A 23738-nucleotide genomic window follows, 5' to 3' on the forward strand; every position below is an offset into this window, starting at 1 on the left:
CTCGAAACCACGCGAGCCGAAATTGTCCGTTTCACACTGTTCCGCAATTCGATTGCCGATATTCGATCGTCGTGACCGAAAGTGTTGAAGGCCGGTCGCTCTTGCGTGATCGTCTAACTCGCACCACCAATCCGGGGTCTGATCACGCATCGAACCGCACCGTGAGCGAGAGGGGGATCGATGGCTGTCAATCTGCTGGGCCGCGCCAGGTCCGGCGCACCGGTGATCCCGGCGACCGCAGGCCGCGGCGCGTCCGGGGATTCCGCGTCGACCGCGAAAACCGTTCCCTGGTACCGGCGTCCGGCACTGCTGCGCGCGATCGCGCCGCTGACCCTGCTCGTCGCCTGGCAGATCGCCAGCGGCACGGGGCTGCTGTCGGAGGAGATCCTGCCCGCGCCGTCGAAGATCGTCGACGCCGGGGCGCAGGTGTGGCGTTCGGGCGCGCTCACCGACGCGCTGCTGGTGTCCACGCAGCGCGCCGCGCTCGGTTTCCTGCTCGGGGCGGTACTCGGTATCGGTCTGGGAGTGCTTGCGGCACTGTCGAAGTTCGGTGAGTACGCCGTTGATCCGCCGCTGCAGATGCTGCGCACCGTGCCGCTGTTCGGCCTGATCCCGCTGTTCATCATCTGGTTCGGCATCGACGAGGCGCCCAAGGTGTACCTGATCGCCCTCGGTGTGCTGTTCCCGTTGTACCTCAACACCTTTGCCGCGATCCGCCAGCTCGACCCGAAGCTCATCGAGGTGGGGGAGGTCCTCGGTCTCAGCCGCGGTGAACGGCTGACCAACCTGGTGATCCCCGGTGCGCTGCCGCAGATCCTGGTGGGTATGCGGCAAAGCCTCGGCATCGCCTGGCTCACCTTGATCGTGGCCGAACAGGTCAACGCCGGTGCGGGCCTGGGCTACATCGTCAACAACGCCCGCGAGTTCCTGCGCACCGACATCGTCATCTTCGGCCTGCTCGTGTACGGGCTGCTCGGCCTGATCACCGACTCGATCGTGCGCCGCATCGAGGTGTGGGCGCTGCGCTGGCGACCGGAGGCCGTGCGATGACCAGAACCGGAACCGAATCCGCAGCCGACGTCGCGGGATTGGTGAAATCCTTTGACGGCCGCCGGGTGCTCGACGGCATCGACGTACGCATCGGCCGCGGCGAGATCGTCGCCCTCGTCGGCCGCAGCGGCTCGGGCAAGTCGACGCTCCTGCGCGTACTGGCCGGGCTCTCCCACGACCACACCGGTGAGGTGTCCGTCGACGGCACCCCGACGGTGGTGTTCCAGGAACCGCGACTTGTGCCGTGGCTCAACGTCACCCGCAACGTCGTCCTGGGCTACCCCGGCCGGCGTCGCGACAAGACCGCCGCCAGACTCCGCGCCCTCGACGCGCTCGCCGACGTCGGCCTCGCCGAACGCGCCGGCAACTGGCCGCTGACCCTGTCCGGCGGTGAGGCGCAACGGGCCTCGCTCGCACGGGCACTCGTCGCCGATCCCACGCTGCTGCTGCTCGATGAACCGTTCGGCGCGCTCGACGCCCTCACCCGGCTGTCGATGCACAAGCTGTTGCTCAGGCTCTTCGGCGAACATCGATTCGGCGTGCTGCTGGTGACCCACGACGTCGCCGAGGCGGTGACGCTCGCCGACCGGGTGCTGGTGCTGGAGGACGGCCGGATCGGGGCCGAGGTGGTCATCGACCTGCCCCGCCCGCGCCGTGCCGCGTCACCGGAAGCCGCTGTGTACGAAGAACACCTGCTCGCACTGCTCGGCGTCGAGCACTGACGTCGCCGCTGTGCCCGCACTGTCATCTAGAGAAGGAATGTCCTGATGAAACCGTCGCGCCGAGTGCACTGGGCACTGCTCGCGCTGCTTTCCGTGCTGACCCTGCTGATCGGCGCCTGCTCGTCCGACGACGGCGGTGACGAGGGCTCGGCATCCGAAACCTCCACCGGCCCTGTTGATCTGTCCAAGGTAACCCTGAAGGTCGGTGACCAGAAGGCTATTTCGATTCAGGTGCTGCTCCAGGCGTCGGGCAAGCTCGTGGGCGCCCCGTACAAGGTGGAGTACTCGGAGTTCACCGCGGGCCCGCCGCTGGTGGAGGCCGCCAACGCCGGCGGCATCGACCTGGCGCAGGTCGGCAACACCCCGGCCATCTTCGGTGCCGCCGCCAAGGCCAAGATCAAGATCATCGGCGCGCTGGAGGCCACCGGCAAGGGCGACGCGATCGTCGTCGGCAAGGATTCGGCGCTCAAGTCCCCGGCCGACCTCAAGGGCAAGAAGGTGGCGGTGACCAAGGGCAGTTCGGCCAACGCCAACCTGCTGCTGCACCTGAAGAAGGCGGGCCTGTCGCTGACCGACATCACGCCGGTCTACCTGCCGCCGGGTGATGGCTACACCGCCCTCACCAAGGGTGACGTGGACGCCTGGGCCGTGTGGGATCCGTACACCGCGATCGCCGAGAAGGAGGCGGGCGCCAAACTGATCGGTGCCGCCGACACCGCCGGCAACGGCTACAACTTCTGGATCGCCTCCGACAAGTCGCTCGGAGACCCGGCCAAGAAGGCCGCGATCCGCGACTTCCTCAAGCGCTACGCCGAGGCCACCACCTGGTCGGAGCAGAACCTCGACGAGTGGACCAAGAAGTACGCACAGCTCACCGAGATCAGCGAGGACGCCTCCCGCACCACCTGGACCCGCTCCATCAAGAAGCCCACCCCCATCACCGACCGGATCGTCGCCTCCGAACAGGACATCGCCGACGCCTTCACCGACGCCAAGCAGTTCCCCGGCAAGGTCGACGTCAGGTCCTTCATCGACGATCAGTTCGAAGGGCCGTCGGCCGGCTGAGCACGCCGGAACCGACGGTAAGTGGCAGATCCGCGCGCCTATGGCGCGCGGATCTTCCGCCATGTCACCGGAGCGGTGGCCGGGCGGTTCAGCTGTCGGCGGACACCTTGCACTCGCCGGGGCCGAGTGCTAAAACGGTCTTTGGCACTCGCGGACTGTGAGTGCCAGGTCGGGACGGTGAGGCCGGTCCTTTTTGACACGCCGGTCGTCCGTCGCGGGCACCGAAGTTCCGGCCATAGATACCTGGTGTCACCCCCTACCGGAGGATCACTTACCCATGGCCAAGCAAATCGCGTTCGACGAAGAGGCCCGGCGCGGCCTCGAGCGTGGGCTCAACAGCCTCGCCGACGCAGTCAAGGTCACGTTGGGACCCAAGGGCCGCAACGTTGTCCTGGAGAAGAAGTGGGGCGCCCCCACCATCACCAACGACGGTGTGTCCATCGCCAAGGAGATCGAGCTCGAGGATCCCTACGAGAAGATCGGTGCCGAGCTCGTCAAAGAGGTCGCCAAGAAGACCGACGACGTCGCGGGCGACGGCACCACCACCGCCACCGTTCTGGCTCAGGCACTCGTCCGTGAGGGCCTGCGCAATGTCGCTGCCGGCGCCAACCCGCTGGGTCTGAAGCGCGGCATCGAGAAGGCCGTCGAGGCCGTCACCGAGTCCCTCCTCAAGAGTGCCAAGGAGGTCGAGACCAAGGAGCAGATCGCTGCCACCGCGGGCATCTCGGCCGGCGACCCGTCCATCGGCGAGCTCATCGCCGAGGCCATGGACAAGGTCGGCAAGGAAGGCGTCATCACGGTCGAGGAGTCCAACACCTTCGGCCTGCAGCTCGAGCTCACCGAGGGCATGCGCTTCGACAAGGGCTACATCTCGGGCTACTTCGTCACCGACGCCGACCGTCAGGAAGCCGTCCTCGACGACCCGTACATCCTGCTGGTCTCGGGCAAGGTCTCGACCATCAAGGACCTGCTGCCGCTGCTGGAGAAGGTCATCCAGGCCGGCAAGCCGCTGCTGATCATCGCCGAGGACGTCGAGGGCGAAGCCCTCTCGACCCTGGTCGTCAACAAGCTCAAGGGCACCTTCAAGTCCGTCGCCGTCAAGGCACCGGGCTTCGGTGACCGCCGCAAGGCCATGCTGGCCGACATCGCCATCCTCACCGGTGGCGAGGTCATCAGCGAAGAGGTCGGCCTGTCGCTGGAGAGCGCCGGCGTCGAGCTGCTGGGCACCGCCCGCAAGATCGTCGTCTCCAAGGACGAGACCACCATCGTCGAGGGCGCGGGCGACCCCGACGCCATCGCCGGCCGCGTGGCTCAGATCCGTGGCGAGATCGAGAACAGCGACTCCGACTACGACCGCGAGAAGCTGCAGGAACGTCTGGCCAAGCTGGCCGGTGGCGTTGCCGTCATCAAGGCCGGCGCTGCCACCGAGGTCGAGCTCAAGGAGCGCAAGCACCGCATCGAGGATGCCGTGCGCAACGCCAAGGCAGCCGTCGAGGAGGGCATCGTCGCCGGTGGTGGCGTCGCCCTGCTGCAGTCCGAGCCCGCCATCGACGCCCTCTCGCTCGAGGGTGACGAGGCCACCGGCGCCAACATCGTCAAGGTTGCGCTGTCGGCTCCGGCCAAGCAGATCGCCTTCAACGCCGGCCTCGAGCCCGGCGTCGTCGCCGACAAGGTGCTGCACTCGCCGCTGGGCACCGGCCTCAACGCCGCCACCGGCGTGTACGAGGACCTGCTGGCCGCCGGGATCAACGACCCGGTGAAGGTCACCCGCTCGGCGCTGCAGAACGCGGCCTCGATCGCGGCTCTGTTCCTCACCACCGAGGCCGTCGTCGCCGACAAGCCGGAGAAGAACCCGGCCCCGGCTATGCCGGGTGGCGACGAGATGGGCGGCATGGGCTTCTGACAGCCCCTCGCTCGACTCGGGTTCGCGCCTGATCGCAACAGCAGACACCGGATGGCCGGTCACCCTCGCGGGTGGCCGGCCATCCGGCTTTTATCTGTGACACCAAGGTCGGATAGCGTCCCGGCCCCGTCAGGCCCCCGGGACTCAGGTTCCGGGGGTCTGTTCGTCGGTGCCGCGTTGCTGCTGCTCGCGGGCCTTGCGGCGCTGCTCCTCGGCCCGGGCCCGCACCTGGCGCAGGAACTCCCGGTCGGCCCCGGGATCGGCGGCACGGGCGCGGTGGGGATGGTCGTACTCGGGGAACTCGCCGCGCGGCCGGGCCGGTTCGGCGGCGATGTCGTCGGCGGTGGGGCGACCGAACCCGATCCACAGCAGCGCGCCGATGATCGGGATGACCACCACCAGCATGATCCAGGCGAGTTTGGGCATGCCGTGGATCGCGCCCTCCTCGGCGCGGATGATGTCGATCAGCGCCAGGATCAGCACGGCCAGGGTGATCAGACCCAGGTAGGGCATGCGGTCCTCCCCTCCGGCGGTCGGTGTGTCGAGCCGTTCACTGTTCCTCAGGGTATCGTCCACCGCTCTGGGGACGGGAGTATGTCGGCCGTTCAGAGGTGCATGACATGATGGGCCACATGGCAGGTGAGCAGTCGATATCAGGTGAGCAGGCACAACCGGGACAGCTCATCGAGCTGGCCACCCTGCCCAACCTGCGCGATATCGGCGGCTGGCCCACCGCCGACGGCCGCGTCGTGCGCCACGGCATGGTGTTCCGGTCCACGGCGCTGCATTCGCTCAGCGACGACGACGGTGCCGCGCTGCGGGCGCTCGGCATCACCACCATCTACGACCTGCGCACCGCCAAGGAACGCACCGAGGCTCCCGACCTGGTGATCGGGGAGCGGGCCAACCTGTCGCTCGACGTGCTCGCCGACGCCGCCAGGGACATCCCGGCCAAGCTGCACGAGGTGCTGGTCGACCCGGTGGTCGTCGCCCGGATGAACGCCGAGTGGACCCGGGGCCAGGGCGCCGAGCACATGAGCGAGTCCTACCGGCACTACGTGAGCCTGCCGAGCGCGATCGTGTCGTACCAGCGGATGGTTGACGGGCTGCTCGGTGAGGATCCGGCGGCGCTGCTCATCCACTGCACCACCGGCAAGGACCGCACCGGCTGGGGAGCCGCGGTGCTGCTCAGCGCGCTCGGCGTGGCCCGCGAGGACATCTACCGCGAGTACCTGCTCACCAACGACCACCTGCTGCCGACGTTCACCGGGCTCTTCGAGAAGTTCGCCGAGGCCGGAGGCAACCCGGAGGTGCTGCGCCCGCTGCTCGGCGTCGACGCCCGCTATCTCGACCAGTCGTTCGCCGAGGCGGACCGGGTGTGGGGCGGGATGGACGAGTACCTCGCCGGCTGCCTGGGCCTCGACGATCGGGCCCGCGGCACCCTGCGTGACCGTTTTCTGCAGTGACCGATTCCTGCGGTAGTCACACCGACAACGCCTGGGGATGGTTACGGTAATTACAACCGTAACCATTCCCAGGAGGTGCGTATGCAATCCGAGATCGAGGCCCTCAGAACGCTGAAGGCACAGTACTGCCGGTTCCTCGACACCCGCGACCGCGACGGGTGGCGTTCGCTGTTCGCCGACGACCTGGTGGTCCGCCTAGACATGGCGCCGGCGACGCTCGGCGGCGACCCGCAGACCGCCCCGCCGATCGAGGGAGCCGACACCTTCGTCTCGTACACGCTGGGTGCGCTGGACGGCGTGCGCAGCGTGCACCACGTGCACACCCCGGAAATCGAGCTGACCTCGGACGACACCGCCACCGGCATCTGGGCGATGGAGGACTGGCTGATCTTCCCCAACGGTGCCGAACTGCACGGCGCCGGGCACTATCACGAGACGTACCGCACGACCGGTGACCGCTGGCAGATCACCTCCCTGCACCTCACCCGGACCGTCGTGAAGGTGACCGAACCCACCGCCTGACCGAGGTATGACCGTAGTCCCTGTTTTGGGGACCATAATTGACCGCCCCGTCGGTGTGTCGTAGTAGATTCGTTACCTGTCCGGGGGAGAACCACGTCGTGAACGAAGGGGGTGGCGGTGGCACCCGTCTATCAGGACATGCTGGGGTCGGATTTCAATCGTCTGCATCCCAACGTCGCCTGGCGGTACAGCGTCGACTCCACGTCGGGGGTCGCGCAGATCGCGTCGGGCATCTACGAGTCGGTGTACACCAACACGGCGTTGTCGTCGATGTTCTTCAAGCACTACTCCAACCGGCACGCGTTGCCGGCCAAGTCCAGCCGCATGGTGCCGTTCGAGCAGGCCCAATACTGTTACGTCGACGAGCTCGGCCGCGAATGCCTGGCCGTGCTGCGCGAGTTCCAGTACACGACCGGGCCGAAGAATGTGAACTCGCTGCTCGTGTCCGGCCACGACGGCCTCGTCGACTACTTCGGCGACGGCCCTGAACTGCTGTATCCGATCGAACCGTCCGTCACCAAGGCCGGTGAGCTGCTGCTTGAGAGCGGTCCGCTGCGCTGGCTCGGCCGCGGACCCAAGCTCGGGATGCGCGGCCCGTTCGCCACCCAGATGAAGTACATCGAGGGCTGGGACGAGCGGCATCAGCGGTTCCGGTGCGATGCCACCGTCAACAACCCCGTCCTCGGCGAGATCCTGCACTTCCGCGGCTGGTTCACCGCCGTCGACCAGGCGTGCACGTTGCAGCAGATCCCGGACGAGGCGTGGCCGGTCAACCTCATCGAACGCGAGCGGTAGTGGCGCGTCGATCGACCGTCGGATATGCCGGAAGCGATTTGCCACAATCGATGTCATGACGCAACCACCCGACGACCCACGCCGATACGGCGAAGCCGGCCATGGACCCTCCGGCGACGGAGGCGGCTCGTCCACGCGCAAGTTCGATGAGGTGCCGCCGACCTCGGCGTACGGGCATCCGGGCTACCAGGAGCCCTACCTCGCCCCCCAGTTCAACGATCCCCAGTACAGCGAGTCCCAGTACGAGGAGTATCCCGGGCAGTACGGGCAGACCCAGTACGACCCGCAGGGCTATGGCGGCCGGTCCCAGGGGCAGCCGCAGCCCGGCGCTCAGGGAGCACCCGACGGCGGGCGGCCGGGCGGTTCCCGTGGCCGCACCATCGCGCTCATCGCGCTCGTCGCCGTCGCGCTCGTGGTGATCGGGGTGGTGGCGGCACTGGCGCTGACCGGCGGTTCCGGCGACGACGATTCCGGCGGGACTGCCGCCGGAGCTTCTACCACCACCTCCCGCAGCACTGCGGCGAGCCGGGCACCCACCCGCACCACCGAGAAAAGCACCACCACCTCGCAAACCCCGTCGTCCACGACGACCACCCGGACGGCGCCGTCCGGGGTGACCTACCAGATCACCGGGCGCGGCGACGTGGTCGGACTCAACTACGTCGACGGCGGCAGGGTCAACATCGTCGCCGCCACCAGCGCGCCGTGGTCGCAGCGGGTGGAGATCTCCGGTGGTCAGGCGCGCCTGACCGCGGTGGTCATCCGCGGCCCGCTGACCTGCACGATCATGTACAACGGCGAAACGCTGGCCACCCAGACCAGCAACGGCGGGCTGCTGACCTGCGCGGCCTCGGTGCCTGCGGAGGACTGAGCCTGCGCCTCCCGCCCCGTCAGCGCTTGCGCAGCACCAGCACCAGGTTGGTGCCCAGCACCTCCCGCAGCCCCGGTACCCGCATCACCCACCACATCCACGACGGCAGGTACCGGGGGAAGGCGAGCGTGGTGTCGGCGGCGCCGGCCACCGACCGCGACCACGCCAGGCCGTCGGCCGCGGTCACCTTGAACAGTGAGGTGCCGTACAGGTTCTTCGGCGGATGGCCGTTCCTGCGGGTGTACCAGCGCGCGGCACGATGCCCGCCCGCGTAGTGCGTCAGCCCCATCTCGTGGCCGCCGAACGGCCCGTACCAGAGCGTGTAGCTGACGATGACGGTGCCGCCGGGCCGGGTCACCCGCAGCATCTCGGCGCACATCTCCCACGGCGCCGAGGTGTGCTCCACGACGTTCGACGACAGGCAGATGTCGAAACTGTTGTCGGCAAACGGAAGTTGCTGCCCCGACGCGCGCACGCCCGCCCGTTGTTCCAGGCCGCCGGCGTGCATCTCCGACGGGTCGGGTTCGGCCGACAGGTAGGTGGAGCCGCGATCGGCGAAGGCGTCGGCGAAGTAGCCGGGGCCACCGCCCACGTCGAGCACCGTGGTGCCCGGCAGTCCGCCCGGGTGCACCGACTCCGCCATCACCGCCGTGTCGGTGGCGATCGCGCCGTAGAAGCGGGCCGGGTCGGTCTGCTCGAACCGGAAATCGTTGAGCAGCCGCGCGGCGCGGCGCAGCGTCGCGTAGCGGGCGAATGCTGATCGGGAACTCACCGGACCATCTTGGCCGCTGCCCGTCGATGACCGGCACGGTGGGTCGGATGGGCGGTCCGGTCCGCAGGTGTAAGGCGCCAGATTACGTACCCGGAATGGGGCGTTCGCGCTTTACGTTCTGCTGATTCCAACCGTTGGCGCCGACGTTGCCGATTTGCACACTCCATTCATGTCCTCAAATGCAGCAGATCGTGCCGCCGAGCACGCCCTCGAAGTGGCGCACCGGCCACTGCAATTCGCCTACTGGGTGCCCAACGTCAGTGGTGGCCTCGTGGTGTCCAAGATCGAACAGCGCACAGACTGGAGCTACGACTACAACAAGAAGCTCGCCGTCCTCGCCGAGAACAACGGCTTCGACTACGCCCTCTCGCAGGTCCGCTACATCGCCTCCTACGGAGCCGCCTACCAGCACGAGTCCACCAGCTTTTCCCTCGCACTGCTGCTGGCCACCGAGCGCCTCAAGGTGATCGCCGCCGTCCACCCGGGCCTGTGGCAGCCGGGGGTGCTGGCCAAGCTCATCGCCACCGCCGACCAGATCTCGGGCGGACGCGCCGCGGTGAACGTGGTCAGCGGCTGGTTCAAGGACGAGTTCACCAAACTCGGCGAACCGTGGCTCGAACACGACGAACGCTACCGCCGCTCCGAGGAGTTCATCACCTACCTGCGGCAGATCTGGACCAGCGAGCACGCCGAGTTCTCCGGTGACTTCTACCGCCTGCACGACTTCGACCTGAAGCCGAAGCCCGCCGAGGTCGACGGCCGCCCGCACCCCGAGATCTTCCAGGGCGGCAACTCCACGGCAGCCCGCGCGATGGCAGGCCGCGTGTCCGACTGGTACTTCAGCAACGGCAAGGACCTCGACGGCATCACCGAACAGGTCATCGACGTCAAAACCGAAGCGGCCCTGCATAACCGGACTGTACGGTTCGGTCTCAACGGTTTCCTCATCGGCCGGGACACCGAAGCGCAGGCGCGGGAGGTGTTGCGCGAGATCGTCGACAAGGCCGACCGCGAGGCCGTCGAAGGATTCGGTTCGGCCGTCAAGCAGGCCGGCAAGTCCGCCGCAGACGGCAAGGGCATGTGGCAGGACTCGGAATTCGCCGACCTCGTGCAGTACAACGACGGCTTCCGGACCGGCCTCATCGGCACCCCCGAGCAGATCGCCGAACGGATCGTCGCCTACAAGACGCGCGGGGTCAACCTGCTGCTGCTCGGCTTCCTGCACTACCTGGAAGACGTCGAGTACTTCGGCGCCAGGATCCTGCCGCTCGTCCGTGAACTCGAGGCCGACCTCGCCACCTCCGGCAGGCTCGAATCCGAACTCGCCCGCAACGGCATCCTCGCCACCGCCGCCGGTTGAGGTGCGACGAGCCGCTGGGCGAGGAGCCTCGAAACCCCGTGAGACGACAATGTCGTCTCCCCCTCTCCCACAGAAAGTTTCACACCTGTCATGACCGCAACGATCACCACTGATCAGCAGACCCGTTTCGACGACGCGCTGCGTCGCGCCGACCTGGTGGCCGCCGAACTGCGCGCCACCACCGCCGCCTACGGGTTCGACCGGCACTGGCGCAACCTGCGCACCCACACCGTCCACGACCCGGTGGTCTACAAGGCCCGCGAGATCGGGGACTGGATCCTCAACGAGCGCGTCCCTCAGTTCACCCTGTACAGCTAGCCTGAGGTTCATGAGCGAGCAACTGGGCGCCGAAGGTGCGGCCGGGCATTACGGCACGCGATCGGCGAGCCTGCGAGCGGGCGCCATAGACACCGCCACCGCACTCGCGTCTGCCTTCGCGGCGGGCGCGAGTGCGCGCGATGCGGAACGGCGGCTGCCCGTCGACGAGATCGAACAACTGTCGGCGTCGGGACTGCTCGCGATCACGGTGCCACAAGAGTTCGGCGGTCCCGGTCTCGGGCCGTCGACGCTCGCGCGGGTGGTGGCGATCCTCGCCGCCGCCGATCCGAGCATCGCCCAGATCCCGCAGAGCCACTTCACCTTCCTGGAGGCGCTGCGCCGAGCAGGTTCCGACGAGCTGAGATCGTGGGTCTACGGGCGGGTGCTCGACGGCGGCCGGCTGGCGAACGCGCAGAACGAACGCACCGGCAAGACCGTCACCGACGACTCGACGACGGTCACCGCCACCCCGGATGGGCTGCGGCTCAACGGAACCAAGTACTACTGCACCGGTGCCTACTTCGCGCACATCCTCGCGGTGCGGGCGGTGGTCGCCGACGAGACGGGTTCGCAACGAAAAGTGTTGGTGTACCTGCCCGTCGACACCCCCGGCATCGACATCGTCGACGACTGGGACGGTTTCGGGCAGCGTACCACCAGCAGCGGCACGGTCACGTTCACCGACGTCGCCGTCGATGGTTCTGCGCTGCTGGACTTTTCGGGTCTGCTTGCCGAACCGTCGACGTACGGGGCCCGGGCGCAACTGGTACACGCCGCCATCGACGTCGGCATCGCCCGGGGCGCATTGCGGGCGGCGGCCGAGGTGGTCACCGCGGCCCGGCCCTGGTTCGAGTCCGGACTCGACCGCGCCGTCGACGACCCGTACCTGATCGCGCAGGCCGGTGAGCTGGAACTGTCGGTGCGGGCGGCGGAATCGCTGCTGGAGACCGCGGCCCGGCGCATCGAGGACGCGGACGAACCGGACGGCGTCGCCGAAGCATCCCTGGCCACGGCCGCGGCAAAAGTGGCGGCAGGCCGTGCAGCCAGAGACGCGGCGGCCCAGTTGTTCGACTTCGGCGGCACCCGCTCGGCGTCGGGCAAGGCCAACTGGTCCCGCTTCTGGCGCGACGCCCGCACCCACACCCTGCACGACCCCGAACGCTGGAAGGTCCACCACCTGGGCAAATGGGCACTAGCCGGCCAACCACCCCCGTCCCACACCTCGCTGTAGCCGTGGGGTTCGGGACAGTGCCGTCGATAAGGGGGAGGAACGGTAGGCGGACATTGCTTCGAGTGAGCGCCGATAGTTACCGGATCACTCAGGTCAGGCGTCCTTTCCAAGCCCCGGAACTCCGCCGCCGACTGTGCGTACGCTGCGTCTGTCTCCGGACGGGTAGTTCACTGCCTTCAATAGCGGAATTTCCGTTCCGAGTACGCCGGGTGGCTGGTCGCCAGTGCCACCGGCACCGTCGTCAGACATTGGTGTCGAAGCTGTCGAGGTCAAGGGAGACTTCCATGCCGTCCTTCTCGACGACGATCCGTGGATGCTGGGCGCCTGCGGCGGCGAGATAGTCCCGCAGCGTTGACAACAGCAGGTCGTGACGGCGTTCGATTTTCGACACGGCTGCCTGCTCGACGCCGAGTTCGCGGGCGACGTCGGTTTGAGTGAGGCGGCCTGCCTTGCGAATATCGGCGAGCGTCTGAACGTATACGCGGTCGGCGTGTGCGGTCGCCGCACGTACCTGTTTGACCTGTTCGGCGATCGCTGGATTTGCTGCCAACTGTTCGATGCGTTCATTGCCGGACCGAAAGGACCGACCCTTCCTGTGGTCAGTCATCGCTGGTACCGCCTTCCGTCTCAGATATCCATCGATCGATTGCGGCGTCGGCGCGTGGACCGACGCTGCTGTAAAAGACATCGCCCATGCGAGCCTTGTCCGCAGCGAGCAGGGTCACCACCACGGTGTCGCTGTTCGGTGGGAACCAGCAGATCACCCGTACTGCCACGCCGGGGTCGTAGGGGTGCGCAGTGCGCCAGACCTGGTATCGGCGCGACTGCCGAACCCGTTTGAGTCCTGGCGTGTCCTCGGTCGGTGGGACCTCCAATGCCGCAAGGTCGGCCAATGCGGCCACCACGTGTGCCAGCACCTTTATCGAGTGCACGTCACCCGCGGTGACCTTCGCCTCGAGCCTGTCGAGATAGTCGAAGAACTCCTCCGGCATGTCGACGATCACACGAACAAGTATTCCCAAGAAGGACTATTCCGTCAAGGGAGTGGTCGCGTGCCAGTCGTGCGGCGGGTTCGGGGCGTTAAACTGACCCGCGATGAATACCCCGTCGAGAGTGCTGCTGCTGTGCTGGCGCGATACCGGACACCCGCAGGGCGGGGGCAGCGAACGCTACCTCGAAAGGGTCGGCACCGAACTCGCCTCCCGCGGGGTCGAGGTCACCCTGCTCACCGCGCGGTATCCGGGTTCGGTACGCCAGGAACGACGCGACGGTATCCGCATCATCCGGGCCGGTGGCAGGCTCGGCGTGTATCCGTCGGCGCTCGCGATCATCGCCGCCGGACGGCTCGGCGCCGGTCCGCTCGCCGGTTTCGATCCGGACCTGGTCGTCGACACTCAGAACGGGGTGCCGTTCTTCGCGACCACCGTCAGTGGCGCCCCGACCGTCGTCCTCGTGCATCACTGCCACCGCGAGCAGTGGCCGGTCGCCGGGCGGCTGCTCGGACATGTCGGCTGGTTCATCGAGTCGCGGCTCTCGCCATGGGTGCACCGCGACAACCGGTACGTGACGGTGTCGCGGCCGTCGGCACGGGAACTGGCCGAACTGGGCGTAGACCCCGAACGGATCACCGTCATCCACAATGGCATCGACCCGGTGCCTGCCGACCTGCTCGCGCCGGTCGGCTCCCCGTCGACGGCCCGGCTGTGCGTGCTGTCGCGGCTCGTCCCGCACAAGCAGGTCGAACACGCCCTCGATGTGGTCGCCGACCTGCGGCACACCCGCGACGACGTCCACCTCGACGTCATCGGCGGCGGCTGGTGGGACGGCAAACTGCGCGACCACGCCACCGAACTCGGCATCGACGCCTACGTGACCTTCCACGGTCACGTCGACGAACGCCGCAAACACCAGCTGCTCGCGGCCGCCGACGTCCACCTGATGCCCTCGCGCAAAGAAGGCTGGGGCCTGGCCGTCATCGAAGCCGCGCAGCACGGCGTACCCACCATCGGCTACCGCTCCTCGGTGGGCCTGGCCGAATCCATCACCCACGGCGATACCGGCCTGCTCGTCGACAGTGTCGACGAACTCATCAGCGCCACAAGGAAACTCGTCGACGACCCGGCCGCCGCCCGGCGTCTCGGTGACAACGCCCGCCGCAAGGCAGCCGGATACTCCTGGTCATCAACAGCCGACGGCTTCGCCAAGTTGTGAAACGGCTGGAACACGCGCCGGGCTTCAGTTGGTCAGTGACTGGGCAGGTGCCCGGCGAGACGCTGATGCCGGTCGGCGCTGGCCAGGTTGAGGCCGACGATCTCGACGGTCTTGCCTCTGCTCTCGTACTTGGTGGTCACGGCGTCGAGAGCGGCCACGGCCGACGCGTCCCAGATGTGTGAGCCGGACATGTCGATGACGACGTGGTCGGGGTCGCGGGTGTAGTCGAACTGGTACACGAGGTCGTTGCTGGAGGCGAAGAACAGCTCCCCGCGGACGGTGTAGGTGCGGACCCCGGTGTCCGGATCGTCGGCGGGTGTGACCTGCGCGAAGTGGGCGACCCGGCGCGCGAACGCGACCATCGCGGTCAGTGTCCCCACCACGACGCCGATGGCGAGGTTGCCGGTGGCGACCACCACAGCCACGGTCACGAGCATCACGAGGGTCTCGCTGCGCGGCATCCGGCGCAACGTCGACAGCCGGATGCTGTGCCAGTCGAAGGTGCCCACGGACACCATGATCATGATCGCCACCAGCGCCGCCATCGGGATGTCACCGACGATGTCGCCCAGGCCGACCACCAGCACCAGCAGGAACACCCCGGCCAGGAACGTCGACAATCGGGTGCGCGCGCCCGACACCTTCACGTTGATCATCGTCTGGCCGATCATCGCGCACCCGCCCATGCCACCGAAGAAGCCGGTGATGATGTTGGCGCCGCCCTGTCCGCATGCCTCCCGGGACTTGTCGGTGTGGGTGTCGGTGATGTCATCGACGAGTTTGGCGGTCATCAGCGACTCCATCAACCCCACCAATGCCATCGCGAACGCGTAGGGGGCGATGATCTTCAGGGTGTCCACCGTCCACGGAATGTCGGGGAGTGTCGGCGTCGGAAGGCTGTCGGGTAGTTCGCCCTCATCACCGACGGTCGGCACACCCGAGTGGGTGAGCATGGTGAACGCGCTCAGCAGCAGCACCACGACGAGCGGCGCGGGGACGGCGGTGGTGATTTTGGGCAGCCCCCACACGATGAGGATGCCGACGGCGATCAGCGGATACACCACCCAGCTCACGTGCCACATGTGGGTGAGCTGGGCCATGAAGATCAGGATCGCCAGCGAATTGACGAACCCCACCATCACCGACCGCGGTATGAACCGCATCAGCTTGGCCACCCCGGCCAGTCCGAGTGCCACCTGGAAGATGCCGGCCAGGATGACCGTCGCGATGAGGTAGTCGAGGCCGTGATCGCGGACCACAGGCGCGACGACGAGCGCGACGGCGCCGGTCGCGGCCGAGATCATCGCGGGACGGCCGCCGAGGAACGAGATCGACACGGCCATCGTGGCGGCGGCGAACAACCCCACCCGGGGGTCGACGCCGGCGAGGACGGAGAACGAGATCGCCTCCGGGATCAGTGCCAGCGCCACCACCAGGCCGGCGAGCACCTCGGTGCGCAGCCTGGCGGGGGAGCGCAGCGCCTGCCGCACGGTGATCAATTGGCCATCTGGGATCAACTGTCCATCCGCTGAGGTGGGCCGCTGGTCCTCTCCCGGAGCCGGGCGACGGTTGGGCAGACGGAAGCGGGACATGCCGGGTGCTCCTGGTTCGGGCCCAGTCGATTCGGGCGCAGTGGGTTCGGGCGCAGTGGGTTCGGGCGCGGTGGGTTCGGTCTCGGCGGCCGGCGGTGATGCGCCGCCGCGGGCGGGTCATGCCTTGCTGCCGGCCTCGCGTTCGTCGTGACCGTGTCGATCGGACATGAACGCGGTGGTCAGACATGAAAACGAGGTGTGCGACCCGCACCGCAGCGCGCATCAGTACCGGCGGAAGACTACTCGGCCGTCACCGGCGGGTTCAACTCGCCGAACCGGCGGCCGGATCGGGTGGCGCGGCTCCGGCCCGCGGCGACAATGGCACCGGTGACGATCGTGGCCAGCCACAGCAGATGGGCGGCCCACGCGGCGGCGCGGATCCCCGACCCGGCACCGGTGTCGCGGATCTCGCCGGGGATGCGGACAACCGTCATATCACTGTGAGTCATCACGGGCGTGATCGTCCGGAGCAGCGCCGGGATGTCGTGGCCTTCGACGATCACCCAGCCGACGCCGAGTTCGGCGAGCCGGCGCGGGTCGCCCCCGGCTCGGAGAGCGGCGTCGATATCGGCGCCGCGACCGGACGGTGGATCGACGGCCACGTCATCGACGGTCAGTGCCCCGGCGTCGACGACCGATGCCCGCACCATCCGCGGCAGCGGATCGAGCGACGGGGTGCCGGTGAACGAGAACCGCCGGATCTGGCCCGGCGGAGAGATCGCCACCATGCCGTGATCGGCTGTGATGACCTGTGCCGCCTGCCGGAACGAATCCGGGAGCGCGACGGTGCGGAGGGACCCGCCGACACCCCACGCGAGATCGGGCAGTGGTGCGACCACCAGCAACAGCCCGGCGGCGACCGCGAAACCCGCAGGTACCCAACGCCGTAGGGCGCCCACCGCCGCACACGCGGCGATCGCGTAGAACGGCACGGCGAGCGCCACGTACTTCTGGGTGTCGCGCACCAGTCCCGCGCCGGGAACGGACTCGACGAGCCGGCTGAGCACGGACTCACCGGGCCCGGTCGCCGCTGCGGCCACCGCGACCAGTGCCACGACGGCACACCCGGCGAAAACGGCCCAGACCGGCGAATCCCGGTGGTGCCGCCACAATTCGACGACCCCGACAATCGCCACCACCACAAATGCCGCGGTGGCGACCCCCGCCCACCACACGCCGCGGCTCCCCGGCACCGCGTCGGCGTTCCAGATGCCACCCAGCCCGGCAGCGGTGCCCAGGCCCCCGAGCCCCGGTTCGGCCCGCATCCCGAACGCCTCGACCCCGGCTCCCGACGACGTGGTCGTCGCACCCCCCACCAGCGATGCCACCAGCCACGGCAGCGCCCCCACCACCCACGCCGACGCGATGGCGAGGCCCCGGTGACCCGAGACACCTGACGCCACCACGGCCACAACCGCTACAACAGCCCCGAGAACCGAACCCGACGGCGTGAACCCCGCCCACGCGAACAGCGTCGCGAGAACAACCCAACCGCGCCACCCGTTCGGCCTGTCGAGGACGGTGACGATCAGCCACCCGAGCGCCGCGTACGACACCAGCAGACTCCAGTGCCCCTGCAGAAGACGTTCGGCTACAAACGGATTCCACACCGCAACCACGGCAGCGACACAAGCCCCGGCATGCCCGGACCCCGGCACGACCCGGGCGGCCAGCCGCCCGAACCCCACCCCGGCCAGCACCAGTCCGACCGCGAGCAGGGTGACCACCACGATCCCGCCGTCGACGACAGGCGTCAGCACCGCGAGCAGCCAGTCCTGCGGAACCGACCGCGCCGGAACACCTCCCACTCCGAGCGCGGTATCGGTGACATACGAACGTGGCGTCGACACCGCATCCCGGTACAGCAGATACCTTCCGCCGCCGAGGGACCGTAGCATCGGACCCAGGATCACGACGGCCAGGACGGTGCTGATCGCGTACAGCTTCAGCAGCAGCGAACGGTCCGTCGGCATGGATGCAGTGAAAAGCTCAGTGGTGGAAGGTATCCGACGGAGCGGGCGGATGGCCCGGCTCGACGTCGTCGAACTCGGAGGTGGTGATCCCGTACGAGCGGGCCAGTTCGAGGATCTTGGTGGCGCGGGCGATGCGCGGCAGGTCCGAGCCGTTGCGGATCTCCCCGCCGTCGGCCTCGAACTCGGCGAAGAACTCACGCGCCCAGCTGATCTCGTCCTGCGACGGCGACAGGCCCTCGTTCACGAGGTGGCACTGGTCGGGGGTGAGGCAGATCTTGCCGGTCATGCCGAACTCGACGCTGACGGCGGTGGCCTCGCTGAGTTTCAGCGAGCTCGACCCGACTGTCGGACCGTCGATGGCCGACGGCAGGTGTGCGGCCTTCGCGGCGATGGTGAACCGCGACCGCGCGTACGCGAGGGTGAGCGGATCACCGCCGAAGCCGGTGTCGCGACGGAAGTCGCCGATGCCGAACGCCAGCCGGAAGGTGTTCTTCGACGACGCGATCTCGCTGATCCGTTCCAGCCCGCGGGCCGTCTCGACGAGCGCGACGATCGGCACGTTCGGCAGCCGCGCCGCGGTCTCGGTGACATGATCGGGGGATTCGACCATCGCCAGCATCACCCCGCCGACGGGCACGGTCGCGAGGGCGGCGAGGTCGTCGGCCCACCACGGGGTGCCGAAACCGTTGACCCGCACCCAGTCACCCTTGCCCTCGTCGGAGGAGAGCCAGCGCACCACATTGTCGCGTGCGGACAGTTTGTCCTTGGGGGCGACGGCGTCCTCGATGTCGAGGACGACGATGTCGGCGCGCGAGAGCCCCGCCGGCGCGAACTTCCCGTACTGAGCACCGTTGACGAGCAGCCAGCTCCGCGCGAGCACCGGGTCGATCCGGAACCCGGGTTCGCTCGCGTCGATCTCTGTGGTCGTGGGCTGGTCGTACATCGGGGCCTTTCCTTCGGTAAGCCTCCATCGTCGCCCATCGGGCACACGCCCCGCAAAACCATGCACCGACTCCGGCTGCGTTCGGGGTGGTCGCGCCAGGTCCCGGCGACGTGCACGCATGAAGTGACCGGCTCCTTCGCGACGATCAGCACTCACAGCGTGGACCGGCGATATCGGTACCGCTCCGCCCCGGACAGATCCACCACTGACAAACTGGAGGCCATGTCCGACACCTCCCAGCGCAGCATCGCGGCCTCGGTGGGTCTGGTGACGGCGGGTTCGATGGTGGCCAATATCTGCGCCTATCTCGTGCACGTTCCGGCCGGCCGCTGGCTGGGGGCGTCGGCGTACGGCGAGTTCGCGGTGCTGATGGCGGCGATGCTGGTGTTGGCGGTGCCCGCGCTCGCGCTGCAGGCGGTGGTGGCCCGCGACATGGTGCACGGACGTCCGGTGCGCGCGCTGATCCGGTTGACGATGCTGGTCACCGCGGTGGTCGCGGCGCTGATGGTGCCGGCGGTACCGCTGTTCATGTGGCTTGCCGACACCGGTGTCGCGACAACGGTCGCGGGTCTTGCCGCGGCCCCCGTCCTGGTGCTGATCGCGGGGGCACAGGGCGTACTGCAGGGTGGCCGGGCGTTCCCGGCGCTGGCCACGGTGCTGGCCGGGGTCGGTGTGCTGCGGTCGGTGCCGGTGGTGGTCGCCCTCGCGTGCGGAGGCGGGGCGGGCACGGGCCTGGCGGCCGGAACCGCGGGCGCGATCGCCGCGGCGGGTGCGGCCTGGCTCATGGTCGGTTCGGGTCTCCTGCGGGAATCGCACCCGGGCGAAGCGGCCTCCGGCGCCGGCGCACTCAGCGTGATCCGGGCATCGCAGGTGCAGTTCGTGCTGGTGGTGGCGGTATCCCTGGACCTGCTGGTCTCCCGGGGAGTCCTTGGTGCCGACGACGCGGGCGTGTACGCGCTCGGCGCCGTCGCCACCAAGGCCGCGTTCTGGTTGCCGCAGGCCATCGGCGTCGTCGTCTATCCGGCGCTGGCCGACCCGACCACCTCGCGCCGGTCGCTGGGACATGCGGTGCGGGTGGTGGCGCTGGTGGGGGCGGTGCTCACCGTCGGCGCGGGGTGCGCCGGTCCGCTGGTGCCGCTGGTGTTCTCCGACGACTACCGCCCGCTCGTGCCGATCCTGTGGATCTTCGCGTTCACCGGGTCGACGCTGGCGGTGCTGCAGGTGACACTGCTGTGGGCCATTGCCCGCGACCGCACCCGCGTGGCGGTGTTCACGTGGGCGGCGCTCGCCGTCGAGGGCACGCTCATCCTCGCTGTCGCCGACTCCGTGCTGAGTCTGGCGCTGGTGGCGACGTCGGCGGCGGCCGCCGCGACCGGAGCCACGGTCCTGTGGGTGTGGCGGGCACATCTGGAGACGACGGGACCGGCCGCCCCGGGCGCCGCCGAGGACAGTGCTGTGGCAGCGGAAACAGTCGCCGACCAGTAGGAAAGCCTTTCCGGCGGACTTGTGCTGGTCGCCGTCGATCGGCTACCGGGCAGTGGTGCCGGCCCCGAGATCAGCAGCTCTGGGCCGGTCGTCCGTCGAGGTACCCACCGGCGGCGAGCGGCGCAGCAGCCAGTGGATCCCGGCACCGATCAGCAGCACACCGACAACCCCGGCCCCGATGGGAACCCACCGTCCCCACACCGTGACCGGACGTTCCAGCGACCCGGCCCGTGCCGCCGCGTCGTCGCGGGTGCTCTTGGTATAGGTGAGCGTCGTGGCCAGGTTGACCAGTGAGAACGCCTCGTGAGGTTGGCCCGCGAGGCGGTACCGCTCGTCGATGGTGATGCGCTCGTCGAGGATCGTTCCGGTCGCGGGGTCGACGGAGATCTCCCACGTGCTGCGATGGTGCAGGTGCAGCGTCGTCGGGGAGTTCCCGGGTAGCCCGAACCACGACGCCGGCCGCACGATCACCGTCGGCCTGCCCGCGGTGTCGGCGCCGCCGTGCCGGTCGTACAGATCGGTGTCGGGGATCTCGGCGACAAACCGGAGTGCCTCCTCACCTTCCACCTGGGCGTCGCCGTCGTAGCGCAGCGGCACCGTGGTGCGGGTGACCGGATCGAAGAACCTCGCATCCCGGCGCGGCACGTCGAACGGGAAGGCGTAGGTGACACCTTCCCGGTCGGGCACCTGGGACGGCGCCTGCTTGTCGTCGTACTGGATTTCCGACGATCCGCTGCGCCGGAACGTCGCCGTCTCCCGGTCGAGGGTGACGCGGTCGCGGATCGCGCTGATGGTGCCGTCGGAGCAGTCGTCGAGTTTGTCGTCGGCCCGCAGCGACGTCCCGGCCTGCAACGTCACCTGGCTGCGGCCGGCGGGGCGCACCGCCACGACGCGCTGCTGCCGGGTGACCGGGGTGGTGACCACCCGCGCAGCCCGGGTGTCCAGCGAACACTGGTCGAGTACCTGCGCGGGAGCCGTCGACCGGGCGACGACGGTGTCGTCGGTGTCGAGCGGCAGGACCTGCAGTTTTCCGACGAACAGCGCCGGCAGCGCGATCGCCGCCGACACCAGGAAGGTGCCGACGAAGATCATCGTCGGCCCCACCAGTTCCCGCCCGCTGAGCCGGGGCCGGACCGGTGCGTTCGGGTCCCCGGCCGGTCCCGCGTCAGCCGGTCGTCGCACGGTGCCCGGTTCCTCGGTGATGTCCGGCTGCTCTGTCGTGCCCGGCTCTTCTATGGTGTCCGGCCGGTCCACCGTCTCCGGGACCTCGGGGCCCCTGGAATCGTCGGTGACGTCCGGGTGCGCAGGGTTCTCCGGGTTCGTGGGATCTCCTGGGCCACTCGGGGCGTCTGACGGCATAACGCTGACCTTAGGGCATGGGGTGATTTCGGTGCCCGCGTCATTCGACGGTGGTACGGCAGTCCCTGTCCTGCCGCGTGCCAGACGCTCGGTCACCGGTTCTCACCAGGCATTTTCCCGGCGGTCACCGTTTCGTGACCGGTTTCCTATCCCGCGCTCAGGCACCACCCGGAGCGTGGCCCCTATCGTGGGCGGACCAGAACACAACGACTGTGATCAAGAAGAAGGTGATGGCACACACCGCCGCACGGCAAGGGTCGTCGGCACACCGAAAGGGGAATCCCATGTTGATCTTCGTAATCGTGGCGATCATCGTCATCGCAATCGCCGGTTTCGCCATCTTCGGCGGGGCATTACGCGGTGGAGGTTCAAGCTGGTCCGGTGGGTCAGGGGGCGGTTTCTTCGCCGGCAGCTGGAGTGACAGCTTCGGCGGTGGCGACGGCGGCGGCTGGGGCGGCGGCGACGGTGGCGGTAGCTGCGGCGACGGTGGTGGTGGCGGCGGTGGCGGTGACGGCGGCTGCTGATCCGGCCGACGCCCCGGGGCCGGGCGTACCCTGATCTCCCGAGATGAGCACCAGCCCGGACCACCAGGTACAACCGGCACAGCGAGCCACGACCGCGCGCAGATTCTTTCCGCAATTGGAGGGCATGCGTGCGGTCGCGGCGATCGCCGTGCTCACCACCCATGTGTCGTTCCAGACGGCCGCGGTCAACACCGGGGTGATCGGCCCGATCCTCGGCCGCCTCGACCTCGCCGTCGCCCTGTTCTTCGGCCTCTCCGGTTTCCTCCTCTGGCGCCCCTGGGCGGGGGCGGCCCGGTCCTCCACGCGGGCCGACGTCGTTCGTCCGCCGGATGCGGCCCTTCCGCCGCCGGATACCGGGGTCCCCGCGCCGGGCGCCGCGTCGTCGTCGGACGCCGGGGTTCCCGGACTGGGTGCCGCGTCGTCGTCGGACGCCGGGGTTCCCGGACTGGGTGCCGCGTCGTCGTCGGACGCCGGGGTTCCCGGACTGGGTGCCGCGTCGTCGTCGCCGGATACCGGGGTTCCCGCGCCGCCCGCCGCGTCGTCGTCGCCGGTTGAGGTGCGAGGAGCCGCCAGGCGACGAGCCTCGAAACCCGGTGAGACAAAGATGTCCGCTCCCGGCCCCTCCCGCGCCCCGCGCCCCGATATCGGCCGGTATTTCCGGCACCGGATCGTCCGCATCTGGCCGGCGTACATCGTCGTCGTGGTCCTGGTGCTGACCCTGCTGCCCGACGCCAAGGGTGCCGACCTGACTGTGTGGCTCGCCAATCTCACACTGACGCAGGTGTTTGTGGCGCTGTCGCTGACCGCCGGCCTCACCCAGATGTGGAGTCTGTCGGTGGAGGTCGCGTTCTATCTGCTGCTCCCTCTGATCGGCCTCGTGCTGGTGCGTCTGCGGGGAGATCGTGCGCGAGTACGCATCCCGGTGATCCTCGCGGTCGGGGTGCTCAGTCTCGGCTGGGCCTGGTTCGCGGCGACCCTGCCGCTGGCCGACGGCGTCGAACCCAAGAACTGGGTGTTCGGCCACCTGCCGTGGTTCGTGTCCGGCCTGGTGCTGGCCGAGATCGCGGCCACCGTCGAAGCGGCACACCACGATCCGGCGTCGTACCCCGGGGGGCTGCGAATCACGGTCGCGCTCAGCGCGAATCGCCCACTGATGGCCGCCGTGTTCGTGGTCGCCTACGCGCTGGCCTGCACCCCGCTGGCCGGCCCGACGGGTCTCGGTGAACTCACCCACCTGCAGTTCGCCACCAAGATGGTCCTCGGCGCCATCGTCGGCTACGCCCTGCTCGCCCCGCTGGTGTGCGCTACCGGCCCGTTCGGTTTCCTCGACTCCCCGGTCATGCAGGCCCTCGGCCGCTGGTCGTACGGCATCTTCATCTGGCACCTCGCGGTCCTGGCCGTCGTCTTCCCCCTATTCGGCATCGTCCCGTTCAACGGCAACATGCCGCTGGTCCTGGCGATCACCGTCCCCCTCACCATCGGCGTATCGGCAGCAAGCTACACGTTCATCGAAGACCCGGCCCGCCGGTGGCTGAATGCCCGGGAAGCGGTGAAAGGTTCTGTGTCGTAAGGCGGG

At 68.6% G+C, this 23738-nt stretch carries 23 protein-coding genes; 15 read left to right on the forward strand and 8 right to left on the reverse strand.

Features of this window, described 5'->3' with window-relative positions:
- Positions 1 to 180: 180 nt before the first annotated feature.
- From GOAMR_RS22510 to groL, 4 genes are all read left to right on the forward strand, one after another.
- Positions 181 to 1050 (forward strand): ABC transporter permease, encoded by an 870-nt coding sequence (locus GOAMR_RS22510; RefSeq protein ID WP_005193424.1) that lies wholly within the window; start codon positions 181 to 183, stop codon positions 1048 to 1050.
- A complete protein-coding gene (locus tag GOAMR_RS22515) occupies positions 1047 to 1772 on the forward strand; it encodes an ABC transporter ATP-binding protein (protein ID WP_005193425.1) in 726 nt (241 codons plus the stop codon). Before GOAMR_RS22510 ends, GOAMR_RS22515 begins: the two co-directional genes overlap by 4 nt.
- A gap of 45 nt (positions 1773 to 1817) precedes the next feature.
- A complete protein-coding gene (locus GOAMR_RS22520) occupies positions 1818 to 2837 on the forward strand; it encodes an ABC transporter substrate-binding protein (RefSeq protein ID WP_005193426.1) in 1020 nt (339 codons plus the stop codon).
- 277 nt (positions 2838 to 3114) lie between these two features.
- Complete coding sequence (groL, locus tag GOAMR_RS22525; RefSeq protein WP_005193427.1) at positions 3115 to 4740, forward strand: chaperonin GroEL; 1626 nt, start codon at positions 3115 to 3117, stop codon at positions 4738 to 4740.
- A gap of 144 nt (positions 4741 to 4884) precedes the next feature.
- Here groL and GOAMR_RS22530 read toward each other — a convergent pair whose 3' ends face one another.
- Positions 4885 to 5253, reverse strand: coding sequence for a PLDc N-terminal domain-containing protein (locus GOAMR_RS22530; protein ID WP_005193428.1), 369 nt, complete (start codon positions 5251 to 5253; stop codon positions 4885 to 4887).
- A 119-nt stretch (positions 5254 to 5372) separates the two neighbouring features.
- Between GOAMR_RS22530 and GOAMR_RS22535 the strand changes: the two genes are divergently transcribed.
- The 4 genes from GOAMR_RS22535 to GOAMR_RS22550 all read left to right on the forward strand — a co-directional run bounded on the left by GOAMR_RS22535 (position 5373) and on the right by GOAMR_RS22550 (position 8394).
- Entirely contained in the window at positions 5373 to 6206 is an 834-nt protein-coding gene (locus tag GOAMR_RS22535; RefSeq protein ID WP_050942875.1) for a tyrosine-protein phosphatase, read from the forward strand.
- Between the two features lie 81 nt (positions 6207 to 6287).
- Positions 6288 to 6728, forward strand: coding sequence for a nuclear transport factor 2 family protein (locus GOAMR_RS22540; protein WP_005193430.1), 441 nt, complete (start codon positions 6288 to 6290; stop codon positions 6726 to 6728).
- 138 nt (positions 6729 to 6866) lie between these two features.
- Positions 6867 to 7523 (forward strand): DUF4166 domain-containing protein, encoded by a 657-nt coding sequence (locus GOAMR_RS22545; RefSeq protein ID WP_373278797.1) that lies wholly within the window; start codon positions 6867 to 6869, stop codon positions 7521 to 7523.
- A 55-nt stretch (positions 7524 to 7578) separates the two neighbouring features.
- Positions 7579 to 8394 carry a hypothetical protein gene (locus GOAMR_RS22550; protein WP_005193432.1) on the forward strand — a complete coding sequence of 272 codons (816 nt, stop codon included), beginning with the start codon at positions 7579 to 7581 and terminating at the stop codon, positions 8392 to 8394.
- 19 nt (positions 8395 to 8413) lie between these two features.
- Here GOAMR_RS22550 and GOAMR_RS22555 read toward each other — a convergent pair whose 3' ends face one another.
- On the reverse strand, positions 8414 to 9166 hold the full coding sequence (locus GOAMR_RS22555; RefSeq protein ID WP_005193433.1) for a class I SAM-dependent methyltransferase: 753 nt from the start codon (positions 9164 to 9166) through the stop codon (positions 8414 to 8416).
- A gap of 169 nt (positions 9167 to 9335) precedes the next feature.
- Here GOAMR_RS22555 and sfnG point away from each other — a divergent pair, with 169 nt between their 5' ends.
- The 3 genes from sfnG to GOAMR_RS22570 all read left to right on the forward strand — a co-directional run bounded on the left by sfnG (position 9336) and on the right by GOAMR_RS22570 (position 12075).
- Positions 9336 to 10526 carry a dimethylsulfone monooxygenase SfnG gene (gene sfnG / locus GOAMR_RS22560; protein ID WP_050942866.1) on the forward strand — a complete coding sequence of 397 codons (1191 nt, stop codon included), beginning with the start codon at positions 9336 to 9338 and terminating at the stop codon, positions 10524 to 10526.
- A gap of 90 nt (positions 10527 to 10616) precedes the next feature.
- Positions 10617 to 10844, forward strand: a complete 228-nt coding sequence (locus tag GOAMR_RS25950; protein WP_005193435.1) for a hypothetical protein — start codon at positions 10617 to 10619, stop codon at positions 10842 to 10844.
- Between the two features lie 10 nt (positions 10845 to 10854).
- Entirely contained in the window at positions 10855 to 12075 is a 1221-nt protein-coding gene (locus GOAMR_RS22570) for an SfnB family sulfur acquisition oxidoreductase (RefSeq protein ID WP_005193436.1), read from the forward strand.
- Positions 12076 to 12316: 241 nt separating this feature from the next.
- Here GOAMR_RS22570 and GOAMR_RS22575 read toward each other — a convergent pair whose 3' ends face one another.
- The gene (locus GOAMR_RS22575; RefSeq protein ID WP_005193438.1) at positions 12317 to 12682 is read right to left on the reverse strand and encodes a helix-turn-helix domain-containing protein; all 366 of its coding nucleotides are present in this window, start codon (positions 12680 to 12682) and stop codon (positions 12317 to 12319) included.
- The gene (locus GOAMR_RS22580) at positions 12675 to 13079 is read right to left on the reverse strand and encodes a hypothetical protein (RefSeq protein WP_005193440.1); all 405 of its coding nucleotides are present in this window, start codon (positions 13077 to 13079) and stop codon (positions 12675 to 12677) included. Before GOAMR_RS22580 ends, GOAMR_RS22575 begins: the two co-directional genes overlap by 8 nt.
- A 91-nt stretch (positions 13080 to 13170) precedes the next feature.
- On the opposite strand from GOAMR_RS22580, the gene GOAMR_RS22585 reads away from it, so the two are divergent.
- Complete coding sequence (locus GOAMR_RS22585) at positions 13171 to 14286, forward strand: glycosyltransferase family 4 protein (RefSeq protein ID WP_005193441.1); 1116 nt, start codon at positions 13171 to 13173, stop codon at positions 14284 to 14286.
- A 32-nt stretch (positions 14287 to 14318) separates the two neighbouring features.
- Here GOAMR_RS22585 and GOAMR_RS22590 read toward each other — a convergent pair whose 3' ends face one another.
- From GOAMR_RS22590 to GOAMR_RS22600, 3 genes are all read right to left on the reverse strand, one after another.
- The gene (locus tag GOAMR_RS22590; protein WP_083837099.1) at positions 14319 to 15878 is read right to left on the reverse strand and encodes a SulP family inorganic anion transporter; all 1560 of its coding nucleotides are present in this window, start codon (positions 15876 to 15878) and stop codon (positions 14319 to 14321) included.
- 239 nt (positions 15879 to 16117) lie between these two features.
- The gene (locus GOAMR_RS22595; protein WP_005193443.1) at positions 16118 to 17851 is read right to left on the reverse strand and encodes an MmpA family trehalose lipid delivery protein; all 1734 of its coding nucleotides are present in this window, start codon (positions 17849 to 17851) and stop codon (positions 16118 to 16120) included.
- 16 nt (positions 17852 to 17867) lie between these two features.
- A complete protein-coding gene (locus GOAMR_RS22600) occupies positions 17868 to 18794 on the reverse strand; it encodes an HpcH/HpaI aldolase/citrate lyase family protein (protein ID WP_005193444.1) in 927 nt (308 codons plus the stop codon).
- Positions 18795 to 19016: 222 nt separating this feature from the next.
- Here GOAMR_RS22600 and GOAMR_RS22605 point away from each other — a divergent pair, with 222 nt between their 5' ends.
- Positions 19017 to 20279: a lipopolysaccharide biosynthesis protein gene (locus tag GOAMR_RS22605; RefSeq protein ID WP_005193445.1), complete on the forward strand. Its 1263-nt coding sequence runs from the start codon at positions 19017 to 19019 to the stop codon at positions 20277 to 20279.
- A gap of 42 nt (positions 20280 to 20321) precedes the next feature.
- On the opposite strand, the gene pgfA is transcribed toward GOAMR_RS22605, so the two are convergent.
- A complete protein-coding gene (gene pgfA / locus GOAMR_RS22610; protein ID WP_005193446.1) occupies positions 20322 to 21638 on the reverse strand; it encodes a cell envelope lipid trafficking protein PgfA in 1317 nt (438 codons plus the stop codon).
- 284 nt (positions 21639 to 21922) lie between these two features.
- Here pgfA and GOAMR_RS25265 point away from each other — a divergent pair, with 284 nt between their 5' ends.
- On the forward strand, positions 21923 to 22162 hold the full coding sequence (locus tag GOAMR_RS25265) for a hypothetical protein (protein WP_005193447.1): 240 nt from the start codon (positions 21923 to 21925) through the stop codon (positions 22160 to 22162).
- 43 nt (positions 22163 to 22205) lie between these two features.
- Positions 22206 to 23732, forward strand: coding sequence for an acyltransferase family protein (locus GOAMR_RS25690; RefSeq protein WP_244427489.1), 1527 nt, complete (start codon positions 22206 to 22208; stop codon positions 23730 to 23732).
- The last annotated feature ends 6 nt before the right edge of the window (positions 23733 to 23738 follow it).

It is taken from the genome of Gordonia amarae NBRC 15530 (assembly GCF_000241345.1).
Taxonomy (GTDB): Bacteria; Actinomycetota; Actinomycetes; order Mycobacteriales; family Mycobacteriaceae; genus Gordonia; species Gordonia amarae.

Bases quoted from the DNA above. Each gene is read 5' to 3' on its own strand.
- GOAMR_RS25265 (WP_005193447.1), top strand. From the start codon at position 21,923: ATGTTGATCTTCGTAATCGTGGCGATCATCGTCATCGCAATCGCCGGT.
- GOAMR_RS22515 (WP_005193425.1), top strand. From the start codon at position 1,047: ATGACCAGAACCGGAACCGAATCCGCAGCCGACGTCGCGGGATTGGTG.
- GOAMR_RS22520 (WP_005193426.1), top strand. From the start codon at position 1,818: ATGAAACCGTCGCGCCGAGTGCACTGGGCACTGCTCGCGCTGCTTTCC.
- sfnG (WP_050942866.1), top strand. From the start codon at position 9,336: ATGTCCTCAAATGCAGCAGATCGTGCCGCCGAGCACGCCCTCGAAGTG.
- GOAMR_RS22605 (WP_005193445.1), top strand. From the start codon at position 19,017: ATGTCCGACACCTCCCAGCGCAGCATCGCGGCCTCGGTGGGTCTGGTG.
- GOAMR_RS22530 (WP_005193428.1), bottom strand. From the start codon at position 5,253: ATGCCCTACCTGGGTCTGATCACCCTGGCCGTGCTGATCCTGGCGCTG.
- GOAMR_RS22585 (WP_005193441.1), top strand. From the start codon at position 13,171: ATGAATACCCCGTCGAGAGTGCTGCTGCTGTGCTGGCGCGATACCGGA.
- GOAMR_RS22575 (WP_005193438.1), bottom strand. From the start codon at position 12,682: ATGACTGACCACAGGAAGGGTCGGTCCTTTCGGTCCGGCAATGAACGC.
- groL (WP_005193427.1), top strand. From the start codon at position 3,115: ATGGCCAAGCAAATCGCGTTCGACGAAGAGGCCCGGCGCGGCCTCGAG.
- GOAMR_RS22540 (WP_005193430.1), top strand. From the start codon at position 6,288: ATGCAATCCGAGATCGAGGCCCTCAGAACGCTGAAGGCACAGTACTGC.
- GOAMR_RS22535 (WP_050942875.1), top strand. From the start codon at position 5,373: ATGGCAGGTGAGCAGTCGATATCAGGTGAGCAGGCACAACCGGGACAG.
- pgfA (WP_005193446.1), bottom strand. From the start codon at position 21,638: ATGCCGTCAGACGCCCCGAGTGGCCCAGGAGATCCCACGAACCCGGAG.
- GOAMR_RS22545 (WP_373278797.1), top strand. From the start codon at position 6,867: ATGCTGGGGTCGGATTTCAATCGTCTGCATCCCAACGTCGCCTGGCGG.
- GOAMR_RS22590 (WP_083837099.1), bottom strand. From the start codon at position 15,878: ATGTCCCGCTTCCGTCTGCCCAACCGTCGCCCGGCTCCGGGAGAGGAC.
- GOAMR_RS22510 (WP_005193424.1), top strand. From the start codon at position 181: ATGGCTGTCAATCTGCTGGGCCGCGCCAGGTCCGGCGCACCGGTGATC.
- GOAMR_RS25690 (WP_244427489.1), top strand. From the start codon at position 22,206: ATGAGCACCAGCCCGGACCACCAGGTACAACCGGCACAGCGAGCCACG.
- GOAMR_RS25950 (WP_005193435.1), top strand. From the start codon at position 10,617: ATGACCGCAACGATCACCACTGATCAGCAGACCCGTTTCGACGACGCG.
- GOAMR_RS22570 (WP_005193436.1), top strand. From the start codon at position 10,855: ATGAGCGAGCAACTGGGCGCCGAAGGTGCGGCCGGGCATTACGGCACG.
- GOAMR_RS22595 (WP_005193443.1), bottom strand. From the start codon at position 17,851: ATGCCGACGGACCGTTCGCTGCTGCTGAAGCTGTACGCGATCAGCACC.
- GOAMR_RS22600 (WP_005193444.1), bottom strand. From the start codon at position 18,794: ATGTACGACCAGCCCACGACCACAGAGATCGACGCGAGCGAACCCGGG.
- GOAMR_RS22550 (WP_005193432.1), top strand. From the start codon at position 7,579: ATGACGCAACCACCCGACGACCCACGCCGATACGGCGAAGCCGGCCAT.